This window comes from Kitasatospora sp. NPDC052896 (genome assembly GCF_044547075.1).
Lineage (GTDB): Bacteria > Actinomycetota > Actinomycetes > Streptomycetales > Streptomycetaceae > Kitasatospora.
The window spans coordinates 72,691-89,793 of record NZ_JBITZU010000007.1; the positions used below are offsets into that span (position 1 = coordinate 72,691).

17 protein-coding genes are annotated in these 17,103 nt (G+C 74.4%); 12 read left to right on the forward strand and 5 right to left on the reverse strand.

What is annotated here, in order from left to right:
• Positions 1 to 85 precede the first annotated feature (85 nt).
• Positions 86 to 604: a MarR family winged helix-turn-helix transcriptional regulator gene (locus ACIGXM_RS16685; RefSeq protein ID WP_396561403.1), complete on the forward strand. Its 519-nt coding sequence runs from the start codon at positions 86 to 88 to the stop codon at positions 602 to 604.
• Here the strand turns inward: ACIGXM_RS16685 and ACIGXM_RS16690 are convergent.
• From ACIGXM_RS16690 to ACIGXM_RS16705, 4 genes are all read right to left on the reverse strand, one after another.
• The gene (locus ACIGXM_RS16690; RefSeq protein ID WP_396561952.1) at positions 601 to 2,184 is read right to left on the reverse strand and encodes an AlkA N-terminal domain-containing protein; all 1,584 of its coding nucleotides are present in this window, start codon (positions 2,182 to 2,184) and stop codon (positions 601 to 603) included. The genes ACIGXM_RS16685 and ACIGXM_RS16690 overlap by 4 nt on opposite strands.
• Positions 2,185 to 2,264: 80 nt before the next feature.
• A complete protein-coding gene (gene rsgA, locus ACIGXM_RS16695; protein ID WP_396561405.1) occupies positions 2,265 to 3,362 on the reverse strand; it encodes a ribosome small subunit-dependent GTPase A in 1,098 nt (365 codons plus the stop codon).
• A gap of 52 nt (positions 3,363 to 3,414) precedes the next feature.
• Positions 3,415 to 3,579 (reverse strand): hypothetical protein, encoded by a 165-nt coding sequence (locus tag ACIGXM_RS16700; RefSeq protein WP_396561407.1) that lies wholly within the window; start codon positions 3,577 to 3,579, stop codon positions 3,415 to 3,417.
• Between the two features lie 42 nt (positions 3,580 to 3,621).
• Positions 3,622 to 5,001 (reverse strand): YihY/virulence factor BrkB family protein, encoded by a 1,380-nt coding sequence (locus ACIGXM_RS16705; protein ID WP_396561409.1) that lies wholly within the window; start codon positions 4,999 to 5,001, stop codon positions 3,622 to 3,624.
• Between the two features lie 160 nt (positions 5,002 to 5,161).
• Between ACIGXM_RS16705 and ACIGXM_RS16710 the strand changes: the two genes are divergently transcribed.
• The 11 genes from ACIGXM_RS16710 (at position 5,162) to ACIGXM_RS16760 (ending at position 14,911) form a co-directional block, all read left to right on the forward strand.
• Positions 5,162 to 5,245 carry a putative leader peptide gene (locus ACIGXM_RS16710; RefSeq protein WP_310593185.1) on the forward strand — a complete coding sequence of 28 codons (84 nt, stop codon included), beginning with the start codon at positions 5,162 to 5,164 and terminating at the stop codon, positions 5,243 to 5,245.
• A gap of 187 nt (positions 5,246 to 5,432) precedes the next feature.
• Positions 5,433 to 7,181: a nitrite/sulfite reductase gene (locus ACIGXM_RS16715; protein ID WP_396561411.1), complete on the forward strand. Its 1,749-nt coding sequence runs from the start codon at positions 5,433 to 5,435 to the stop codon at positions 7,179 to 7,181.
• A complete protein-coding gene (locus tag ACIGXM_RS16720; protein WP_396561413.1) occupies positions 7,178 to 7,357 on the forward strand; it encodes a hypothetical protein in 180 nt (59 codons plus the stop codon). The genes ACIGXM_RS16715 and ACIGXM_RS16720 overlap by 4 nt, the downstream gene beginning before the upstream one ends.
• Positions 7,341 to 8,057, forward strand: coding sequence for a phosphoadenylyl-sulfate reductase (locus ACIGXM_RS16725; protein ID WP_396561415.1), 717 nt, complete (start codon positions 7,341 to 7,343; stop codon positions 8,055 to 8,057). The genes ACIGXM_RS16720 and ACIGXM_RS16725 overlap by 17 nt, the downstream gene beginning before the upstream one ends.
• Positions 8,058 to 8,106: 49 nt before the next feature.
• Positions 8,107 to 8,697 carry an adenylyl-sulfate kinase gene (cysC, locus tag ACIGXM_RS16730; RefSeq protein WP_396561417.1) on the forward strand — a complete coding sequence of 197 codons (591 nt, stop codon included), beginning with the start codon at positions 8,107 to 8,109 and terminating at the stop codon, positions 8,695 to 8,697.
• Positions 8,694 to 9,620: a sulfate adenylyltransferase subunit CysD gene (gene cysD / locus ACIGXM_RS16735; protein WP_396561419.1), complete on the forward strand. Its 927-nt coding sequence runs from the start codon at positions 8,694 to 8,696 to the stop codon at positions 9,618 to 9,620. The genes cysC and cysD overlap by 4 nt, the downstream gene beginning before the upstream one ends.
• Position 9,621: 1 nt before the next feature.
• Positions 9,622 to 10,935: a sulfate adenylyltransferase subunit 1 gene (locus ACIGXM_RS16740; RefSeq protein WP_396561421.1), complete on the forward strand. Its 1,314-nt coding sequence runs from the start codon at positions 9,622 to 9,624 to the stop codon at positions 10,933 to 10,935.
• Positions 10,936 to 11,132: 197 nt separating this feature from the next.
• Positions 11,133 to 12,275: an aliphatic sulfonate ABC transporter substrate-binding protein gene (locus ACIGXM_RS16745; protein ID WP_396561423.1), complete on the forward strand. Its 1,143-nt coding sequence runs from the start codon at positions 11,133 to 11,135 to the stop codon at positions 12,273 to 12,275.
• 172 nt (positions 12,276 to 12,447) lie between these two features.
• Entirely contained in the window at positions 12,448 to 13,251 is an 804-nt protein-coding gene (locus ACIGXM_RS16750; protein WP_396561425.1) for an ABC transporter ATP-binding protein, read from the forward strand.
• The gene (locus ACIGXM_RS16755) at positions 13,238 to 14,131 is read left to right on the forward strand and encodes an ABC transporter permease (protein ID WP_396561427.1); all 894 of its coding nucleotides are present in this window, start codon (positions 13,238 to 13,240) and stop codon (positions 14,129 to 14,131) included. Before ACIGXM_RS16750 ends, ACIGXM_RS16755 begins: the two co-directional genes overlap by 14 nt.
• Positions 14,132 to 14,143: 12 nt before the next feature.
• Positions 14,144 to 14,911 (forward strand): sirohydrochlorin chelatase, encoded by a 768-nt coding sequence (locus tag ACIGXM_RS16760; RefSeq protein WP_396561429.1) that lies wholly within the window; start codon positions 14,144 to 14,146, stop codon positions 14,909 to 14,911.
• Between the two features lie 357 nt (positions 14,912 to 15,268).
• Here ACIGXM_RS16760 and ACIGXM_RS16765 read toward each other — a convergent pair whose 3' ends face one another.
• Entirely contained in the window at positions 15,269 to 16,984 is a 1,716-nt protein-coding gene (locus ACIGXM_RS16765; RefSeq protein ID WP_396561431.1) for a DEAD/DEAH box helicase, read from the reverse strand.
• Positions 16,985 to 17,103 lie beyond the last annotated feature (119 nt).

The following is a 17,103-nucleotide window of genomic DNA, read 5'->3' on the forward strand; positions in this document are numbered from 1 at the left end:
CCGACCTACCGGTCGGGCCCGCCCCCGTCGTCGTCCGTCCGTCGAAGGGCCGGTGGCGGCCCGCTGACCGGCTACGCTGTCCGCCATGCCGCCGCTGCCCAGCCCCGACCTGACCGGCCCTGACGCCGCGCCCGCCGACGACGCGCTGGCGATCGAACGGGCCCAGCGGCTGACCGACGTGGTGACCCGGCTGCGCCGCGCGCTGCGCAGCAGCATCCGCACCGAGTACCCGTGGGAGTCGCTGCCGATGGCGCAGGTCGAGCTGCTCCAGACGCTGGCCGCCGCGCCGCTGCGGGTCGGCGAACTGGCGGCCCGCCAGCGGCTCGCCCCCAACACCGTGAGCGGCCTGGTCGGCAAGCTGCTGGAGGCCGGCTTCGTCGACCGCCAGGCCGACCCGGGCGACCGCCGAACCGCCCGGATCGCGCTCACCGAGGCGGGCCAGCGCCAGCTGGACGACTGGCGGCGGGCCCACGAGCGCCGGATCGCCAACGCCCTGGCCACCCTCTCCTCCGCCGACCACGCCGCGGTGATGGCCGCCCTCCCCGGCCTCGACCACCTCGCCCAGGCCCTGGCCGCCACCACCCCACCCGAGACCACCGCCTAACCGACGCCGGCGCCCGCGGTGCGCTCCCCCGCCGACGCCTCCGCCGCCGACGCCTCCACGGCGGTGCGCCACAGCTGGTGCACCGCGTACGAGCGCCACGGCGCCCAGCCGGTCGCCAGGGCGGCCGCGGACCCCGCGTCGCCGGGCAGCCCGAGCCGGCGCAGGCCGTGCCGCACCCCCGCGTCTCCCGCCAGGAAGACGTCCGGGTCGGCCAGTGCGCGCATCCGCAGGTATCCCACCGTCCACGGGCCGATCCCGGGGAGCGCCAGCAGTTCGGTGGCCGCCTGCTCGCGGTCCACGCCGGCGTCCAGCCGGAGCGTGCCCTCGGCGAGCGCCGTGCACAGGCCGCGCAGCGCGCTCCGCCGGGCGGCCGGCATCGCGAGATCGCCGTCGGCGGCGTCGGCCAGCGCGGCGGCGGTGGGGAAGAGCCGGGTGAGGCCCCCGCTGGGCTCGGGCAGCGGCCTGCCGTACGCCAGCACCAGCCGGCCGGCCAGGGTGCGCGCAGCGCCGACGCCGATCTGCTGGCCGAGCACCGCGCGGACCGCCAGCTCGTGCGGGTCCACGTGCCCGGGCGAGCGCAGGCCGGGCCGCCGGGCGACCACCGGGCCGAGCGCCGGGTCGGCGGCCAGTTGCTCGGCCACCGCCGCGGGGTCGGCGTCCAGGTCGAACAGCGCCCGCAGCCGGTGCACCGCGGTGGTCAGGTCGCGCAGGTCGGTCAGGAGCAGCCGGCAGTCCAGCCAGCCCCGGTCCGCCGGGACGCCCGGCCCGAGCCCGTCCACCTCGGCGACGCCGGGGCCGTGCGGCAGCGCGAGCGTCCGCCGGTAGGTCCGCACGCCGGACCGCCGGCCGGACGAGGCGCCCGTGACCTCCTCGACCCCCGGCACGGCCCGCAGCGCGAGGAAGTCCAGCAGCCGCTCGGTGTCGATCGGCCCGCGGTAGGCGAGCCGCAGACTCAGCACGCCGCGCGGCGCGCCCGGGCCGCCCCCGGTCCCCGCCTCCCGCACCACCGGACGGCGGCCGTGGCCGGACACCTCCGCACGCAGCCCGCTCGGCGTCCGGTCGTAGACCTCGCGCACGGTGTCGTTGAACTGCCGCACGGACGCGAACCCGGCCGCGAACGCCACCTCGGTCACCGGCAGTTCGGTGGTCTGCAGCAGCAGCCGGGCGGCCTGTGCCCGCTGGGCCCGGGCCAGCGCGATCGGGCCGGCGCCGAGTTCGCCGGTCAGCTGGCGCTGGACCTGGCGCGCACTGTAGCCGAGCCGCCGGGCCAGGCCGGCCACGCCCTCGCGGTCCACCACGCCGTCGCCGATCAGCCGCATCGCGCGGCCGACCAGGTCGGCGCGGTGGTTCCACTCGGGCGAGCCCGGGACCGAGTCGGGCCGGCAGCGCCGGCAGGCCCGGAAACCGGCGCCCTGCGCGGCGGCGGCCGTCGGGTAGAAGGTGCAGTTGGCGCGCTTGGGCGTGACGGCCGGGCAGCTGGGCCGGCAGTAGATCCCGGTGGTCGTCACCGCCGTGAAGAACACCCCGTCGAAGCGGGCGTCCCGGCTGTCCACCGCGCGGTAGCGGGTCTCATCGTCGATCACGCCGTCCAGTCTGCGCCTCCGCCGAGGCCAGGACTGGCGGAAATCGGACGTCACCCTGAGCGCGCCGAGCACCGGGCTCAGGGGCGGATCCGCCCCCGGGCCTCCCGGCTGCGGGCCCGCCACAGCCTGGCCCGCTCGCTCGCCAGCCGGGCGTCGGTGCGCGAGGCGATCCACTCGTTCTCGCGCCGGAGCTTGCGGTAGCTCGCCATCCGGCGTTCGGGCAGCACGCCGTCCGCGATCGCCGCCAGCACGGCGCAGCCCGGCTCGGACTCGTGCGCGCAGTCGTGGAACCGGCACTCCGCCGCCAGCTCCTCGATCTCGGAGAAGGCCAGGTCGAGGCCCTCGCCACCGTAGAGGCCGACCTCCCGAAGCCCGGGGGTGTCGATCAGCACGCCGCCGTCCGGCAGCGGGATCAGCTCGCGGGTGGTCGTGGTGTGCCGGCCCTTCTGGTCGCCGTCGCGGGTCTGCTGGACGGCCATCCGCTTGGCGCCGGCCAGCGCGTTGGTCAGCGTGGACTTGCCCGCGCCGGACTGGCCGATCAGCGCGGAGGTGCCGGGGGTGCGGGCGCGCAGCACGTCCAGGCCGTCACCGGTCTCGGCGCTGACCACCAGGACGGTGACGCCGGGCGCGATCCGCTCGACGTCCTCGCGGACGAACCCGGCGTCGTCGACCAGGTCGGCCTTGGTCAGCACGACCAGTGGCGGGGCACCGCTCTCCCAGGCCAGGGCCAGGAAGCGCTCGATCCGGCCGAGGTCCGGCTCGGCCGCCAGCGAGACGGCGACCAGCACCTGGTCGACGTTGGCCGCCAGCACCTGGCCATCGGAGCGCTTGCCGGCGCCCTTGCGGATGATCGCGTTGCCGCGCGGCAGCAGCGCGGCGAGCGCGGGCAGCGGGGTGGCCGCCAGGTCGACGGCGACCCAGTCCCCGGTGCAGGGGGCGTGGATCGCCTCACCGCCGAGCAGCGGGCGGGTGTCGGCCCGTACGGTCAGCGCCCCGCCGGTCGCCGGGTCGGCGACGATCACGTCGGCCTGGCCGCGGTCGACCCGGGCGAGCCGGCCCGGGGTGAGGCCCGCTTCGGCGAGCGGGGCGAAGAGCTGGTCGAGCTCCGGGGTCCAGCCGTAGCCGGACAGGGGTGAAGCGGGAGAAGCGGCGTCGATGAGGACGGCGTCGGACAACGCGGTGAAGCCCTTCGGGAGGAGGCTGGTCCCGGGGCTGAGCGAACGAACGTCAGCCGATGGCCGGGAGGTCGAGGTGGCGGCGGTGGCTGCCGAGGGCAGCCGTCAGCATGGCGACAGCCATGGGGCTCACCTCCTGCTCCTTCTCCCGGGCCGCGCGGATCGCGGCCCTGACGTGCGGTACGGGCTCAACGTACGACAGGCGCACGGCCCGCACAACCGGTTATCCCCCAGCCCCGGCAGCGGCGCTGACACCGGCTCAGGGCCCGCCCTCCCAGGGCGCGCGCGGCGGGTGGCTGGGCAGCGCGGAGTCCACCGGCCCGAGCGCCCCGGGGAACCGCCCGTCGGAGCCCCAGGGCTGCGCAGGGTGCTCCGGCTCGCCCACCGCCGGCGGCCGGCCGCCGCCCTGCGGGCCCGGACGGCCGGTCGGCCGGTCGCTGTCCGGTGGCGGCGGGGGCTCCCGGCGCCGGCCGCGACCGGACAGCCGGGCCCGCAGGCTGGTCGGCGGCAGGATGTCGGCCCAGCGCTCGGGGTACTCGGACGGCACCAGGTCGTCGTCCTCGTCCTCCTCGTCCTCCACCCCGTCGGCGAGGCCCAGCTCGCGGACCCGCCGGGCCCGTTCGGCGGCCCGCCGGGCGCCGGCCTCGCGGACCAGCGCGGCCGCGGCCTGCTCACTGGCGCGCTCGTTCTCGGCCCGGGCGTCGGCGGTCTCCACGCTCGGCCAGCGACGGTCTATGGCCGCGTTCATCGCCGCGCCGATCAGCACCGCGAGTGCCACCACGAAGATCCACAGCAGCACCGCGACCGGCGCGGCCAGCGAGCCGTAGACGGTCGGGCCCTCGACCGAGTGGACCAGGTAGACCCGCAGCACCACGCTGCAGATCACCAGCACCCCGAGCGCCACCAGCGCCCCGGGGATGTCCTCGCGCCAGGGCGTGGAGGCGGGCACGGCGAGGTGGTAGAGGGTGGTCAGGAAGACCACGGTGAGCAGGATCGCCACCGGCCAGTAGAGCGCGCCGACCAGGCCGGCCAGGTTCGGCACCGCGGCCACCACCAGCCCGGGCCCGGCCACCAGCAGCGGCAGCACCAGCGAGCCGATCACCAGCGCGCCCAGGAAGAGCCCGATCGACATCGCCCGGGTCGCGACGATCCCGCGCTTGCCGTCCAGCCCGTACATCACGGTGATGGTGTCGATGAAGATGTAGAGCGCCCGCGAGCCGGACCAGAGCGAGAACAGGAAGCCGATCGAGATCAGGTCCGGGCGGCCGTTCTCGAAGACGCTGTTGAGCAGCGGCTTGACGGTCTGTTCGATCGAGGACGGCGAGAGCACCGTCCCGGCGGCGGAGAGGATGTCCTGCTGGAGCTTCTGGATGGTCCCGGCGCCGAGCAGGTCGTCCAGGTAGCCGAGGGTGCCGGCCAGGCAGAGCAGCAGCGGCGGGATGGAGAGCAGGGTGAAGAACGCCGCCTCGGCCGCCAGTCCGGTGACCCGGTACTCGACGCAGGTGTTGGTGGTGTCCTTGATCAGCGCCCACACCGTGGCACGCCAGCTCGACCTGCGGGCGGCCCGCCGGGCGCCCTTGCCGCGCCGCCGGGACGGCCGTTCCGCGTCCGCTCTGCTGGTCCCACCTGCTGCTTGCACACCCCTACGGTATCGGGCGGCGCCCCCACCGGGCCCGGTCCGGCCGAGCGTGCCCCCGGCGGACTGCGGCGAAACCCGTTCATCTCAGTATTCGAAACAAACTCGTCCGCATCCTGGATGATAGTGGACCGCGCCTCGCTCGGCGTGCGAATCTCTTGCCATGCCGAGCGCCGGAACCACCCTAGTAGGTCGACTTCACGTCGATCTCCTCCGCGTGTCCAGCGCCATCTGTCCGGTGACCTGAGGCTCCACCCCCGCCACCACCGCACTGGCGCCATCCCGAACCGCCGTCCCCGCCGCGGCGGGTGGGCGAGCGCCTGCCGGCCAAGGTCACTGCTTCCCGCCACCTGTCGTGAACCCGCAGGTCAGAGCAGGCCCATGGCTGCAACACCCGTGCCCCGCACCAGAGCCACCTGCCCGAAGGACGACACATGGCCACCACTTCCGACCCGGTCGAGCCGCGACCCGCCGACGCGCGCGTCGAGCGGACCGAGGGCACCTCCCGGCCGACGGCCGGGGGCCCCCGCAAGGTGACCCGCCATCGTGGCGAGGGCCAGTGGGGCATGGGGCACCACACCCCGCTGAACGCCAACGAGCAGTTCAAGAAGGACGACGACGGTCTCAACGTGCGGACACGCATTGAGACGATCTACGCCCACCGCGGCTTCGACTCGATCGATCCCGCGGACCTGCGCGGCCGGATGCGCTGGTGGGGCCTGTACACCCAGCGCAAGCCCGGCATCGACGGCGGCAAGACCGCGATCCTGGACCCGCACGAGCTGGACGACGAGTACTTCATGCTCCGGGTCCGGATCGACGGCGGCCGGCTCACCGTGGCCCAGCTGCGGGCGATCGCCGAGGTCTCCCAGCAGTACGCCCGTGGCACCGCCGACCTGACCGACCGACAGAACATCCAGTACCACTGGATCCGGATCGAGGACGTCCCCGCGATCTGGCGGAAGCTGGAGGCGGTCGGCCTCTCCACCACCGAGGCCTGCGGCGACACCCCGCGGGTCATCCTCGGCTCACCGGTGGCCGGCGTCGCCGAGGACGAGATCATCGACGGCACCCCCGCCATCGAGGAGATCCACCGCCGCTTCGTCGGCAACCCGGACTTCTCCAACCTGCCGCGCAAGTTCAAGTCGGCGGTCTCCGGCTCGCCGCTGCTGGACGTCGCGCACGAGATCAATGACGTCGCGTTCGTCGGCGTGGTGCACCCCGTGCACGGCCCCGGCTTCGACCTCTGGGTCGGTGGCGGCCTCTCCACCAACCCCAAGCTGGGCGTCCGACTGGGCGCCTGGGTCCCGCTGGACGAGGTCCCGGACGTCTTCGGCGGCGTGATCGGCGTCTTCCGCGACTACGGCTACCGCCGACTGCGCAACCGCGCCCGGCTGAAGTTCCTGGTCGCCGACTGGGGCGTCGAGAAGTTCCGCCGGGTGCTGGAGGACGAGTACCTCAAGTACCAGCTGATCGACGGCCCCGCGCCCGAGCAGCCGAGCGGCACCTGGCGCGACCACGTCGGCGTGCACCGGCAGAAGGACGGCAACTTCTACGTCGGCTTCGCGCCGCGGGTCGGCCGGGTGGACGGCGCGCTGCTCGGCAAGGTGGCCGAGCTGGCCGCCGCGCACGGCTCCGACCGGCTGCGCACCACCTCCGAGCAGAAGATGCTGGTGCTGGACGTCCCGGCCGACCGGGTCGACTCGCTGGTGGCCGGCCTGGACGCGCTGGACCTGCGGGTCACCCCGTCCCCGTTCCGGCGCGGCACGATGGCCTGCACCGGCATCGAGTTCTGCAAGCTCGCCATCGTCGAGACCAAGGAGCGCGGCCGCACCCTGATCGACGAACTGGAGGCGCGGCTGCCGGAGTTCGACGAGCCGCTGACCATCAACATCAACGGCTGCCCGAACGCCTGCGCCCGGATCCAGGTCGCCGACATCGGCCTCAAGGGCCAGCTGGTGACCGACGAGCACGGCCGGCAGGTGGAGGGCTACCAGGTCCACCTGGGCGGCGCGCTCGGCCTGGAGGCCGGCTTCGGCCGCAAGGTCCGCGGCCTGAAGGTCACCAAGGACGGCCTGCCCGACTACGTCGAGCGGCTGCTGAAGCGCTTCCAGGCGGAGCGCGCCGAGGGCGAGCGGTTCGCCCAGTGGACGGCCCGGGCCAGTGAGGAGCAGTTGTCGTGAGCGAGCGCGCCGCCCCCTTCTTCTGCCCCTACTGCGGGGACGAGGACCTGCGTCCCTCGGAGGCCGGCGGCCACGGCGCCTGGGAGTGCGCGGCCTGCCGGCGGGCCTTCCAGCTGAAGTTCCTCGGCCTGCTGTCGGCCACGAACGGGGGAGCCCCGGATGAGCAGCGACACTGACCGTCGCACGGCCGACGAGCTGGCCGCACTGGCCACCGCGGCCGGCCGCGAGCTGGAGCGGGCGCCCGCGCAGGAGGTGCTGCGCTGGGCCGCCGAGACCTTCGGCAGGCGGCTCTGCGTCACCTCCTCGATGGAGGACGCGGTGGTCGCGCACCTGGCGTCCACCGTGCTGCCCGGCATCGACGTGGTCTTCCTGGACACCGGCTACCACTTCCCGGAGACCATCGGCACCCGGGACGCGGTGGCGGCCACCCTGCCGGTCAACGTGATCACGCTGACCCCGCGGCAGACCGTGGCCGAGCAGGACGCCGAGTACGGACCGCGGCTGCACGACCGCGACCCGGACCTGTGCTGCGCGCTGCGCAAGGTCGAGCCGCTGGGGCGCGGGCTGGCCGGGTACGACGCCTGGGCCACCGGCCTGCGCCGCGACGAGTCGCCGTCCCGCGCCGACACCCCGGTGGTGGCCTGGGACGCCAAGCGCCGCAAGGTGAAGATCGCGCCGATCGCCCGCTGGACCCAGCAGGACGTGGACGCCTACGTCCAGGCCAACGGGGTGCTGCTCAACCCGCTGCTCTGGGAGGGCTACACCTCGGTGGGCTGCTCGCCGCTCTCCTGCACCCGCAAGCCGGCCGAGGGCGAGGACTCCCGGGCCGGCCGCTGGGCGGGCTCGGGCAAGACCGAGTGCGGCATCCACCTCTGAGCTCTCCGACCGTTTTCGACCGACCGCCTTCGACTACTGGAGTACTGACGTGACCACAGCCACCACCACCCCGGCCGCCGGGGCTGCCGCGGCGGGCGCCGCCTGCGAGCGCGGCGCCACGGTGTGGCTGACCGGGCTCCCCAGTGCCGGGAAGACCACCCTGGCCTTCGCGCTGGCCGAGCGGCTGACCGCCGAGGGCCACCGGGTCGAGGTGCTGGACGGCGACGAGATCCGCGAGTTCCTCTCCAGGGGCCTCGGCTTCTCCCGCGAGGACCGGCACACCAACGTCACCCGGATCGGCTTCGTCGCCGAGAAGTTGGCTTCGAACGGGGTCAAGGTGCTGGCACCGGTGATCGCTCCCTACGCCGACTCGCGGGCCGCCGTGCGCGCCCGGCACGAGGCCGAGGGCACCGACTTCCTGGAGATCCACGTCGCCACCCCGGTCGAGCTCTGCTCCGAGCGCGACGTCAAGGGCCTGTACGCCAGGCAGGCGGCCGGTGAGATCTCCGGCCTGACCGGGGTCGACGACCCCTACGAGGCCCCGGCCTCCCCCGAGCTGCGCATCCAGACCCAGGGCCGCACGGTGGCCGAGTCCGCCGCCGAACTGCACGCCTTCCTGACCGAGAGGGGCCTCGCGTGACGACCGCGACCGACCGCCTGGTGGCCACGACCGCCCTGTCCCACCTGGACGTCCTCGAAGCCGAGTCGGTGCACGTCTTCCGCGAGGTGGCCGGCGAGTTCGAGCGGCCGGTGATCCTCTTCTCGGGCGGCAAGGACTCCATCGTCATGCTGCACCTGGCGCTCAAGGCGTTCTGGCCCGCGCCGGTGCCGTTCGCGCTGCTGCACGTGGACACCGGGCACAACTTCCCCGAGGTGATCGCCTACCGCGACCGCGTGGTGGCCGAGCACGACCTGCGCCTGCACGTCGCCTCCGTCCAGGAGTTCATCGACGACGGCCGGCTGCGCGAGCGCCCCGACGGCACCCGCAACCCCCTGCAGACCGTCCCGCTGCTGGACGCCATCGAGCGGGGGAAGTTCGACGCGGTCTTCGGCGGCGGCCGGCGCGACGAGGAGAAGGCCCGCGCCAAGGAGCGCGTCTTCTCGCTGCGCGACGAGTTCGGCGCCTGGGACCCGCGCCGCCAGCGCCCCGAACTGTGGTCGCTCTACAACGGCCGCCACGCGGTCGGCGAGCACGTCCGGGTCTTCCCGCTCTCCAACTGGACCGAGCTGGACGTCTGGCAGTACATCGAGCGCGAGTCCATCGAACTGCCCGAGATCTACTACGCCCACGAACGCGAGGTCTTCGCCCGCGACGGCATGTGGCTGACCGCCGGCGACTGGGGCGGCCCCAGGGAGCACGAGACGGTGGAGCGCCGGCTGGTGCGCTACCGCACGGTCGGCGACATGTCCTGCACCGGCGCCGTCGACTCGGACGCGGCCACCATCGAGGCCGTGATCACCGAGATCGCCGCCTCGCGCCTCACCGAGCGGGGAGCGACCCGAGCCGACGACAAGCTCTCCGAAGCCGCCATGGAAGACCGCAAGCGCGAGGGGTACTTCTAACATGACCACCGCAACGACCACCTCCCTGCTGCGGTTCGCCACCGCCGGCTCGGTCGACGACGGCAAGTCCACCCTGGTCGGCCGCCTGCTGCACGACTCCAAGTCGGTGCTCGCCGACCAGCTGGAGGCGGTCGAGCACGCCTCGCGCAGGCGCGGCCAGCAGGAACCGGACCTCGCGCTGCTCACCGACGGCCTGCGCGCCGAGCGCGAACAGGGCATCACCATCGACGTCGCCTACCGCTACTTCGCCACCCCCCGGCGCCGGTTCATCCTCGCCGACACCCCGGGGCACGTGCAGTACACCCGCAACATGGTCACCGGCGCCTCCACCGCCGAACTCGCCGTCGTCCTGGTCGACGCGCGCAACGGCGTCGTCGAACAGACCCGCCGGCACGCCGCCGTCGCCGCCCTGCTGCGGGTCCCGCACGTGGTGCTGGCCGTCAACAAGATGGACCTGGTCGACTACGCCGAGCCCGTCTTCGCCGCCATCGCCGCCGAGTTCACCGGCTACGCCGCCTCGCTCGGCGTGCGCGACGTCGTGGCGATCCCGATCTCCGCACTCGCCGGCGACAACGTCGTCGAGCCCTCCGCCCGGATGGACTGGTACGGCGGCCCGACCCTGCTGGAGCACCTGGAGACCGTGCGGGTCGGCACCGACCCCGGCGCCGAGCCCGCCCGGTTCCCGGTCCAGTACGTGATCCGACCGCAGTCCGGTGACTTCCGTGACTACCGGGGCTACGCGGGCCAGTTGGCCTCCGGCGTGCTGCGCACCGGCGACACCGTCACCGTGCTGCCGGCCGGCCGCACCACGACGGTGGCCGGCATCGACGCGCTCGGCACGCCGACCGACATCGCCTGGGCCCCCCAGTCGGTGACCGTCCGCCTCACCGACGACATCGACGTCTCCCGCGGTGACCTGCTGGCGGCCGGCCCGACCACCGTCCCCACCAAGGACGTCGTGGCGACCGTCTGCCACCTGCACGAGCGCCCGCTGCGGGCCGGGGACAAGGTGCTGCTCAAGCACACCACCCGGACCGTGCGCGCGCTGGTCAAGGAGATCGGCTACCGGATCGACATCGACACGCTGGAACGGCGCGGCGACGCCGACGAGTTGCACGTCAACGACATCGGCCAGCTGCTGCTGCGCACCGCCGAGCCGCTGGCCCTCGACGACTACGCCGACAACCGCCGGACCGGTTCGTTCCTGCTGATCGACCCGGCCGACGGCACCACCCTCACCGCCGGCATGGCCGGCGAGTCCTTCAACACCGCCGCGGCGGAGGCGACTTCGCCGGACCAGGAGGACTGGGTCTGATGTCCGGCGAGGCGTTCTCCGGCATGGACAAGGAAGGCGGCCGCATCGGCAGCGGCGTCCTCGGCAGCGGCCAGGGCGGCATGACGCGATGTGAGTGCTGACAGGGCTGTTCGACGCCCTGTCGGGCAGCGGCCGCCCCGCCGCCGCTCCTGCCTCCGCACCACCTTCCCTCGACCGTTCCAGCAGAGGACACCTCGATGGCTTCCACCCAGGCACCCGTCCATACCCCCTCCCGCCACGGCGCCGGCCGGGCCAGACGCTCCCTCCTCCTCGCCGTCGCCGGGCTGACCACCGTCAGCCTGCTGAGCGCCTGCAGCTACGGTTCGAAGGCCGTCAAGAGCGACGCCGCCCCGGCCGCGGCCACCGGCGCCAAGCTCTCCGCCGGCACCGTGAGGATCGGCTACTTCGCCAACCTGACCCATGGCACCGCGCTGGTCGGCGTCCAGGACGGGCTGTTCCAGAAGGAGTTGGGCGGCACTCAGCTCAAGACCCAGATCTTCAACGCCGGCCCGGCGGAGATCGAGGCACTGAACGCCGGCTCCATCGACATCGGCTGGATCGGCCCCTCGCCCGCGATCAACGGCTACGTGCAGTCCCAGGGCCAGTCGTTGAAGATCATCGGCGGCTCGGCCTCCGGCGGGGTCGAGCTGGTGGTCAACCCCAACAAGATCCACAGCCTGGACGACCTCAGGGGCAAGAAGATCGCCACCCCGCAGCTGGGCAACACCCAGGACGTGGCACTGCTCAACTACCTCGCCGGCAAGGGCTTCAAGGAGGACCCGCAGTCCGGCGCCGGCGACGTCGAGGTGGTCCGCACCGACAACAAGGTCACCCCGGACGCCTACGCCTCCGGCGCGATCGACGGCGCCTGGGTGCCCGAGCCGACCGCTTCCCAGCTGGTCGCCAAGGGCGCCAAGGTGCTGCTCGACGAGCGCGACCTGTGGCCCGACAAGCAGTTCGTGGTCACCAACATCATCGTGTCGCAGAAGTTCCTCAAGGCGCACCCGGACGTGGTGGAGGCCGTGCTGCGGGGTTCGGTCGCGACCAACGCCTTCATCAAGGCCAACCCGGCGCAGGCCGAGCAGGACGCCAACAAGGCCCTCCAGGCGGCCGGCGGCAACCCGCTGCCGGCCAACGTCCTGGACCCGGCCTGGAGCAGCATCCAGTTCCTGGACGACCCGCTGGCCGACACCCTGCGGGCCGAGGCCCAGCACGCGGTGAGCGCCGGGCTGCTCAAGCAGCCGGACATCTCCGGGATCTACGACCTGACCCTGCTGAACAAGGTGCTGACGGCGGACGGGCAGCCGGCCGTCCAGGCCGACGGGCTCGGCACGTCCTGAGTCCGGCTCACTGACCGCCAAGTCGCCGTACCGCCGTACCCCGTAACTCCGGGGTCCACCCCCGCCCCGCCCCGGTCGATGCCCAATCGCGGAACCGGGCGGGGGCGGGCCCCGGCCCCAGAACCCGGCCCCAGCTGCTCGCTCGCCACACTCACGCCAGGAGGTGCCCGCCATGGGCACGGCACTGACCACCTCGCCCGACGCCCCCGCCGGCGAGGCCCGCACCGGCGCACCCGCCGTGCGGCTCTCGCACGTGCACAAGGCCTTCGGCCGCCCGGGCACCGCGGCCCCGGTGCTCGACGACATCTCCCTCGACGTGCCCGCGGGCGAGTTCCTCTGCCTGCTCGGCGCCTCCGGCTGCGGCAAGTCCACCCTGCTCAACCTGGTCGCCGGCCTCGACCGGCCGACCTCCGGCAGCATCGAGGTGGCCGGCGGACGCCCCGCGCTGATGTTCCAGGAGCACGCGCTCTTCCCCTGGCTCACCGCCGGCCGCAACATCGAACTGGCCCTGCGGCTCAACGGCGTCCCGCGCGCCGAGCGCCGCGCCGAGGCCGAACGGCTGCTGGAACTGGTCCGGCTCGGTGGCTCCTACGGCAAGCGGGTGCACGAGCTGTCCGGCGGCATGCGCCAGCGCGTCGCGATGGCCCGGGCACTCGCCCAGGGCAGCAGCGTCCTGCTGATGGACGAGCCGTTCGCCGCCCTCGACGCGATCACCCGCGACGTGCTGCACGACGAGATCACCCGGATCTGGTCCGAGCGCGGACTCACCGTGCTGTTCGTCACCCACAACGTGCGCGAGGCGGTCCGGCTCGCGCAGCGGGTCGTCCTGCTCTCCTCGCGGCCGGGGCGGGTCGCCCGCGAGTGGCGGATCGACCTGCCACAGCCGCGGCGCATCGAGTCCGCGTGCGTCGCGGACCTGTCCGTCGAGATCACCGAAGACCTGCGTGGGGAGATCCGCCGCCATGGCCAGCACTGACACCACCCCGGCGTCCCCCGACACCGATCTCCAGGGACTGGAGGCCGGCCTCGACGCGCTCGACTCCGTCCAGCCGCAGCGCGCCCCGATCGGCGTACTGCTCCGCCAGAAGGCCCTGCCGCCGCTCGTCGGCATCGTGCTGGTGCTCGCGGTCTGGCAGATCACCTACAGCCTGCACGTCACCGCCTCCTACAAGCTGCCCAGCCCGCTGGACGTCTGGAACAGCCTGACCGACCTCTGGTACCAGGGCACGCTCTTCTCGATCATCTGGACCAGCGTCTGGCGCGGGGTCGTCGGGTTCCTCGCCGCCGTCGCCATCGGCACGCCGATCGGGCTGCTGGTCGCCCGGGTCAGGCCGGTGCGCACCGCGCTCGGGCCGGTCCTCTCCGGGCTGCAGTCGCTGCCCTCGGTCGCCTGGGTGCCCGCCGCCGTCATCTGGCTGGGCATCAACGACTCGATGATGTACGCCGTCATCCTGCTCGGCGCCGTCCCCTCGATCGCCAACGGCCTGCTCTCCGGGATCGACCAGGTACCGCCGCTCTACCTGCGCGCCGGTCGCACCCTCGGCGCCACCGGCCTGCGCGGCGCCCGTCACGTGCTGCTGCCCGCCGCCCTGCCCGGCTACCTGGCCGGACTCAAGCAGGGCTGGGCGTTCTCCTGGCGCTCCCTGATGGCCGCCGAACTCGTCGCCAGCTCACCGGACCTGGGCCTCGGACTCGGCCGCTACCTGGAGAACCAGCGGGACTCGTCCAACATGCCCGGCGTGCTGCTCGGCATCATCCTGATCCTCATCGTCGGCGTGGCCATCGACCTCCTCATCTTCACCCCGATCGAGCGCCGGGTGCTGCGCGGCCGGGGCCTGCTCCAGACCGCCCGCTGAGGAAGCCCCCCGATGACTTCCCACCGACCCCACCCGGCCCCCGCGGCACCCGTGCTCCTCCTCATCGCGCACGGGAGCCGCGACCCCCGGCACGCCGCGACCGTCGCGGCCCTGGCCGACCGGGTCCGCCGGCTGCGCCCGGAGCTGCGGCCGGCCACCGCCTACCTGGACCACTGCGCACCCCGCGTCCCGCAGGCCCTCGCGACCCTCGCCGGCCGACCGGCGGTGGCCGTCCCCCTGCTGCTCAACCGGGCCTTCCACGCCAGGCACGACATCCCCGCGGCCCTGCGCGCCGCCGGCGCCGCCCTCCCGGTCGCGGAGGTGCTGGCCCCCTCCCCGCTCCTGCTCGAAGCCCTCGACCGCCGGATCGCGGAGGCCCTCGCCCCCGAGGTCATCCCCGCCGACTCCCGGCGCGGCATCGGTGTGGTGCTCGCCGCGGCGGGTTCCTCGGATCCGGCTGCCGACGCGGCCACCCGCGCGCTGGCCGCCCACTGGGAGCGCACTCGCGGGTGGGGGGCGGTCGAGGTCGCGTACGCTGCGGCGTCCGGTCCGCGGGTGGCGGACGCGCTGGCCGCCCTACGCGCTCGTGGCCTGCGGCGGAGCGTGGTGGCTCCGTACCTGCTGGCCCCCGGGGTGCTGCCCGACCGGATCGCCACCGCGGCCGCCGAGGCCGGTGCCGACCTGGTGGCGCCTGTGCTCGGTGCGGCCCCCGAACTGGCGGCGCTCCTCCTCCAGCGCTACGGCGAGGTTGCTCGGCCGGGCACGGCCCTCGCCGCCTGACCCGGGCGCCGAGGTGGGCGCCGGGAAGCGAAGGGATCCGCGCGGCCGGCGGCGCGGGACGCCGGGGCGGCGAGGGCGGACCTGCCCGGCGGGCCGCCGGGAGGCGGTCATGCGAAGGAGCAGCGGGGGGGGGGGGGGGGGGGGGGGGGGGGGGGGCGGGCGGGGGGCGGGGGGGGGGGGGGGGGGGGGGGGGGGGGGGGGGGGGGGGGGGGGGGGTCCCCCGCCCCCCCCCCCCCCCCCGCCCCCCCCCCCCCGCCCCCCGCCCGGCGCCCCCCCCCCCCCCCGCCCCCCCCCCCCCCCCCCCCCCCCCCCCCCCCCCCCCCCGCTGCTCCAGTGCGTGGAACCGGTCCGCTGCTGTCAGCGGGCCGGGCGGCGCTGACGTCCGGTGCCGTAGTTGGAGCCGCTCTTCGAGCCGCTGCCCGGCTTCGAGGCACCGCTCGACTTGCCCAGGAACCCGGCCGCCGTACGGGGGTTGCCGCCACCGCCGGTGCCACCGCCGAGGCGCTGCTTGGGGCGCGGCCGGCGCGGGTTGCCGTTCACGTCGACGTCCTTCGGACGCGACGAACGCGGCCCGCCGGTACGCCGCTTGGCGCCACCAGCCGTGGTACCCGCGCCCTCGGTCGGAGCGGCGGCCGAACCCGGCGTCGCGACGACCGCCGGCGCCAGCGTCACCGCGACCCCCGACGGGGTGCGCGCGCCGGTGATCCGGGTCAGCTCGGCGTCGCCGGGACGGACCTTGGTGGTCACCGGCCGGATGCCCGCCGTCGACATCAGCTTCGTCATGTCGCGCCGCTGCTCGGGCAGCACCAGCGTGACCACCGTGCCGGACTCGCCCGCCCGGGCCGTGCGGCCACCGCGGTGCAGGTAGTCCTTGTGGTCGATCGGCGGATCAACGTTGACGACCAGGTCAAGCCCGTCAATGTGGATACCGCGCGCCGCGACGTTGGTCGCGATCAGCGCCGTGACCTGACCGTCGCGGAACTGGTCCAGCGTGCGGTTGCGCTGCGGCTGCGACTTGCCGCCGTGCAGCGCGGCCGCCCGGACGCCGGTCGCCAGCAGTTGCTTGGCCAGCCGGTCCGCGCCGTGCTTGGTGTGCACGAACATGATCACGCGCCCCTCGCGGGAGGCGATGTGCGCGGTGGCGGAGGCCTTGTCCGCCGGGTCGAGCTGGAGCACGTGGTGCTCCATGGTGGTCACCGCGCCCTGCGAGGGGTCCACCGAGTGGGTGACCGGGTCGGTGAGGAAGCGCTGCACCAGCCGGTCGACGTTGCGGTCCAGGGTGGCGGAGAAGAGCATCCGCTGGCCGCCCTCGGCCACCTGCTCCAGCAACTTGCTGACCTGCGGCAGGAAGCCCATGTCGGCCATCTGGTCGGCCTCGTCCAGGACGGTCACGGCCACCTCGTCGAGCCGCACGTCCTGGCGGCCGATCAGGTCGTCGAGCCGGCCGGGCGTGGCGACCAGGACCTCGGCGCCGCGGCGCAGCGTGTTGGCCTGCCGGGTGATCGACATGCCGCCGACCACGGTGGCGATCCGCAGGTTGACGGCGGTCGCGTACGGGGTGAGCGCCTCGGTGACCTGCTGGGCGAGTTCCCGGGTGGGCACCAGTACCAGAGCGAGCGGCTTGCGGGCGTCCGCGCGGCGGCCGGCGGTGCGGGCCAGCAGCGGCAGGCCGAACGCCAGGGTCTTGCCGGAGCCGGTCCGGCCGCGGCCGAGGACGTCACGTCCGGCCAGCGAGTCGGGCAGGGTGGCGGCCTGGATCGGGAACGGCTCGGTGACGCCCTCCCGGGTGAGCGCGGCGAGCAGCGCCTTGGGCATCTCCAGCTCGGCGAAGCTCGCGGCCGGCGGTCGGGCGGGGGTGCCCACGACCACCGTGAAGTCGGCGGGCGCCGCGGCGACCCGCGGCCGGGCGGCGCCGCGACCGCGGCCCTGACCGCCCTGCGGCGCGCCCGAGCCGCCCTGCCCACCCTGGCGGGCCTGGCCCTGACCACGGCCACCACCCCGGCGGGCCTGATCGGGCCGACGCGCCTGGTCTCCCCGACGCGACTGCTCGGATCGGCGGGCCTGTTCGGTCATACGGATGCTCCATCCTGAGCGGTCACCGTCGAAGGGTGACCCGAGGGGTCGGCCGCCAGGAGGGGATGCGCCGCCCCGGCCGTTCGGCGGCATGGGCGAAGGCCCGCACCGTGAGGTAC

What these genes read in the sequence shown, in the direction of transcription:
- ACIGXM_RS16710 (WP_310593185.1), top strand. Translation starts at nt 5,162, where the DNA reads ATGCCGAGCGCCGGAACCACCCTAGTAGGTCGACTTCACGTCGATCTC.
- ACIGXM_RS16685 (WP_396561403.1), top strand. Translation starts at nt 86, where the DNA reads ATGCCGCCGCTGCCCAGCCCCGACCTGACCGGCCCTGACGCCGCGCCC.
- ACIGXM_RS16725 (WP_396561415.1), top strand. Translation starts at nt 7,341, where the DNA reads ATGAGCAGCGACACTGACCGTCGCACGGCCGACGAGCTGGCCGCACTG.
- ACIGXM_RS16760 (WP_396561429.1), top strand. Translation starts at nt 14,144, where the DNA reads ATGACTTCCCACCGACCCCACCCGGCCCCCGCGGCACCCGTGCTCCTC.
- ACIGXM_RS16750 (WP_396561425.1), top strand. Translation starts at nt 12,448, where the DNA reads ATGGGCACGGCACTGACCACCTCGCCCGACGCCCCCGCCGGCGAGGCC.
- ACIGXM_RS16745 (WP_396561423.1), top strand. Translation starts at nt 11,133, where the DNA reads ATGGCTTCCACCCAGGCACCCGTCCATACCCCCTCCCGCCACGGCGCC.
- ACIGXM_RS16715 (WP_396561411.1), top strand. Translation starts at nt 5,433, where the DNA reads ATGGCCACCACTTCCGACCCGGTCGAGCCGCGACCCGCCGACGCGCGC.
- ACIGXM_RS16740 (WP_396561421.1), top strand. Translation starts at nt 9,622, where the DNA reads ATGACCACCGCAACGACCACCTCCCTGCTGCGGTTCGCCACCGCCGGC.
- ACIGXM_RS16765 (WP_396561431.1), bottom strand. Translation starts at nt 16,984, where the DNA reads ATGACCGAACAGGCCCGCCGATCCGAGCAGTCGCGTCGGGGAGACCAG.
- ACIGXM_RS16755 (WP_396561427.1), top strand. Translation starts at nt 13,238, where the DNA reads ATGGCCAGCACTGACACCACCCCGGCGTCCCCCGACACCGATCTCCAG.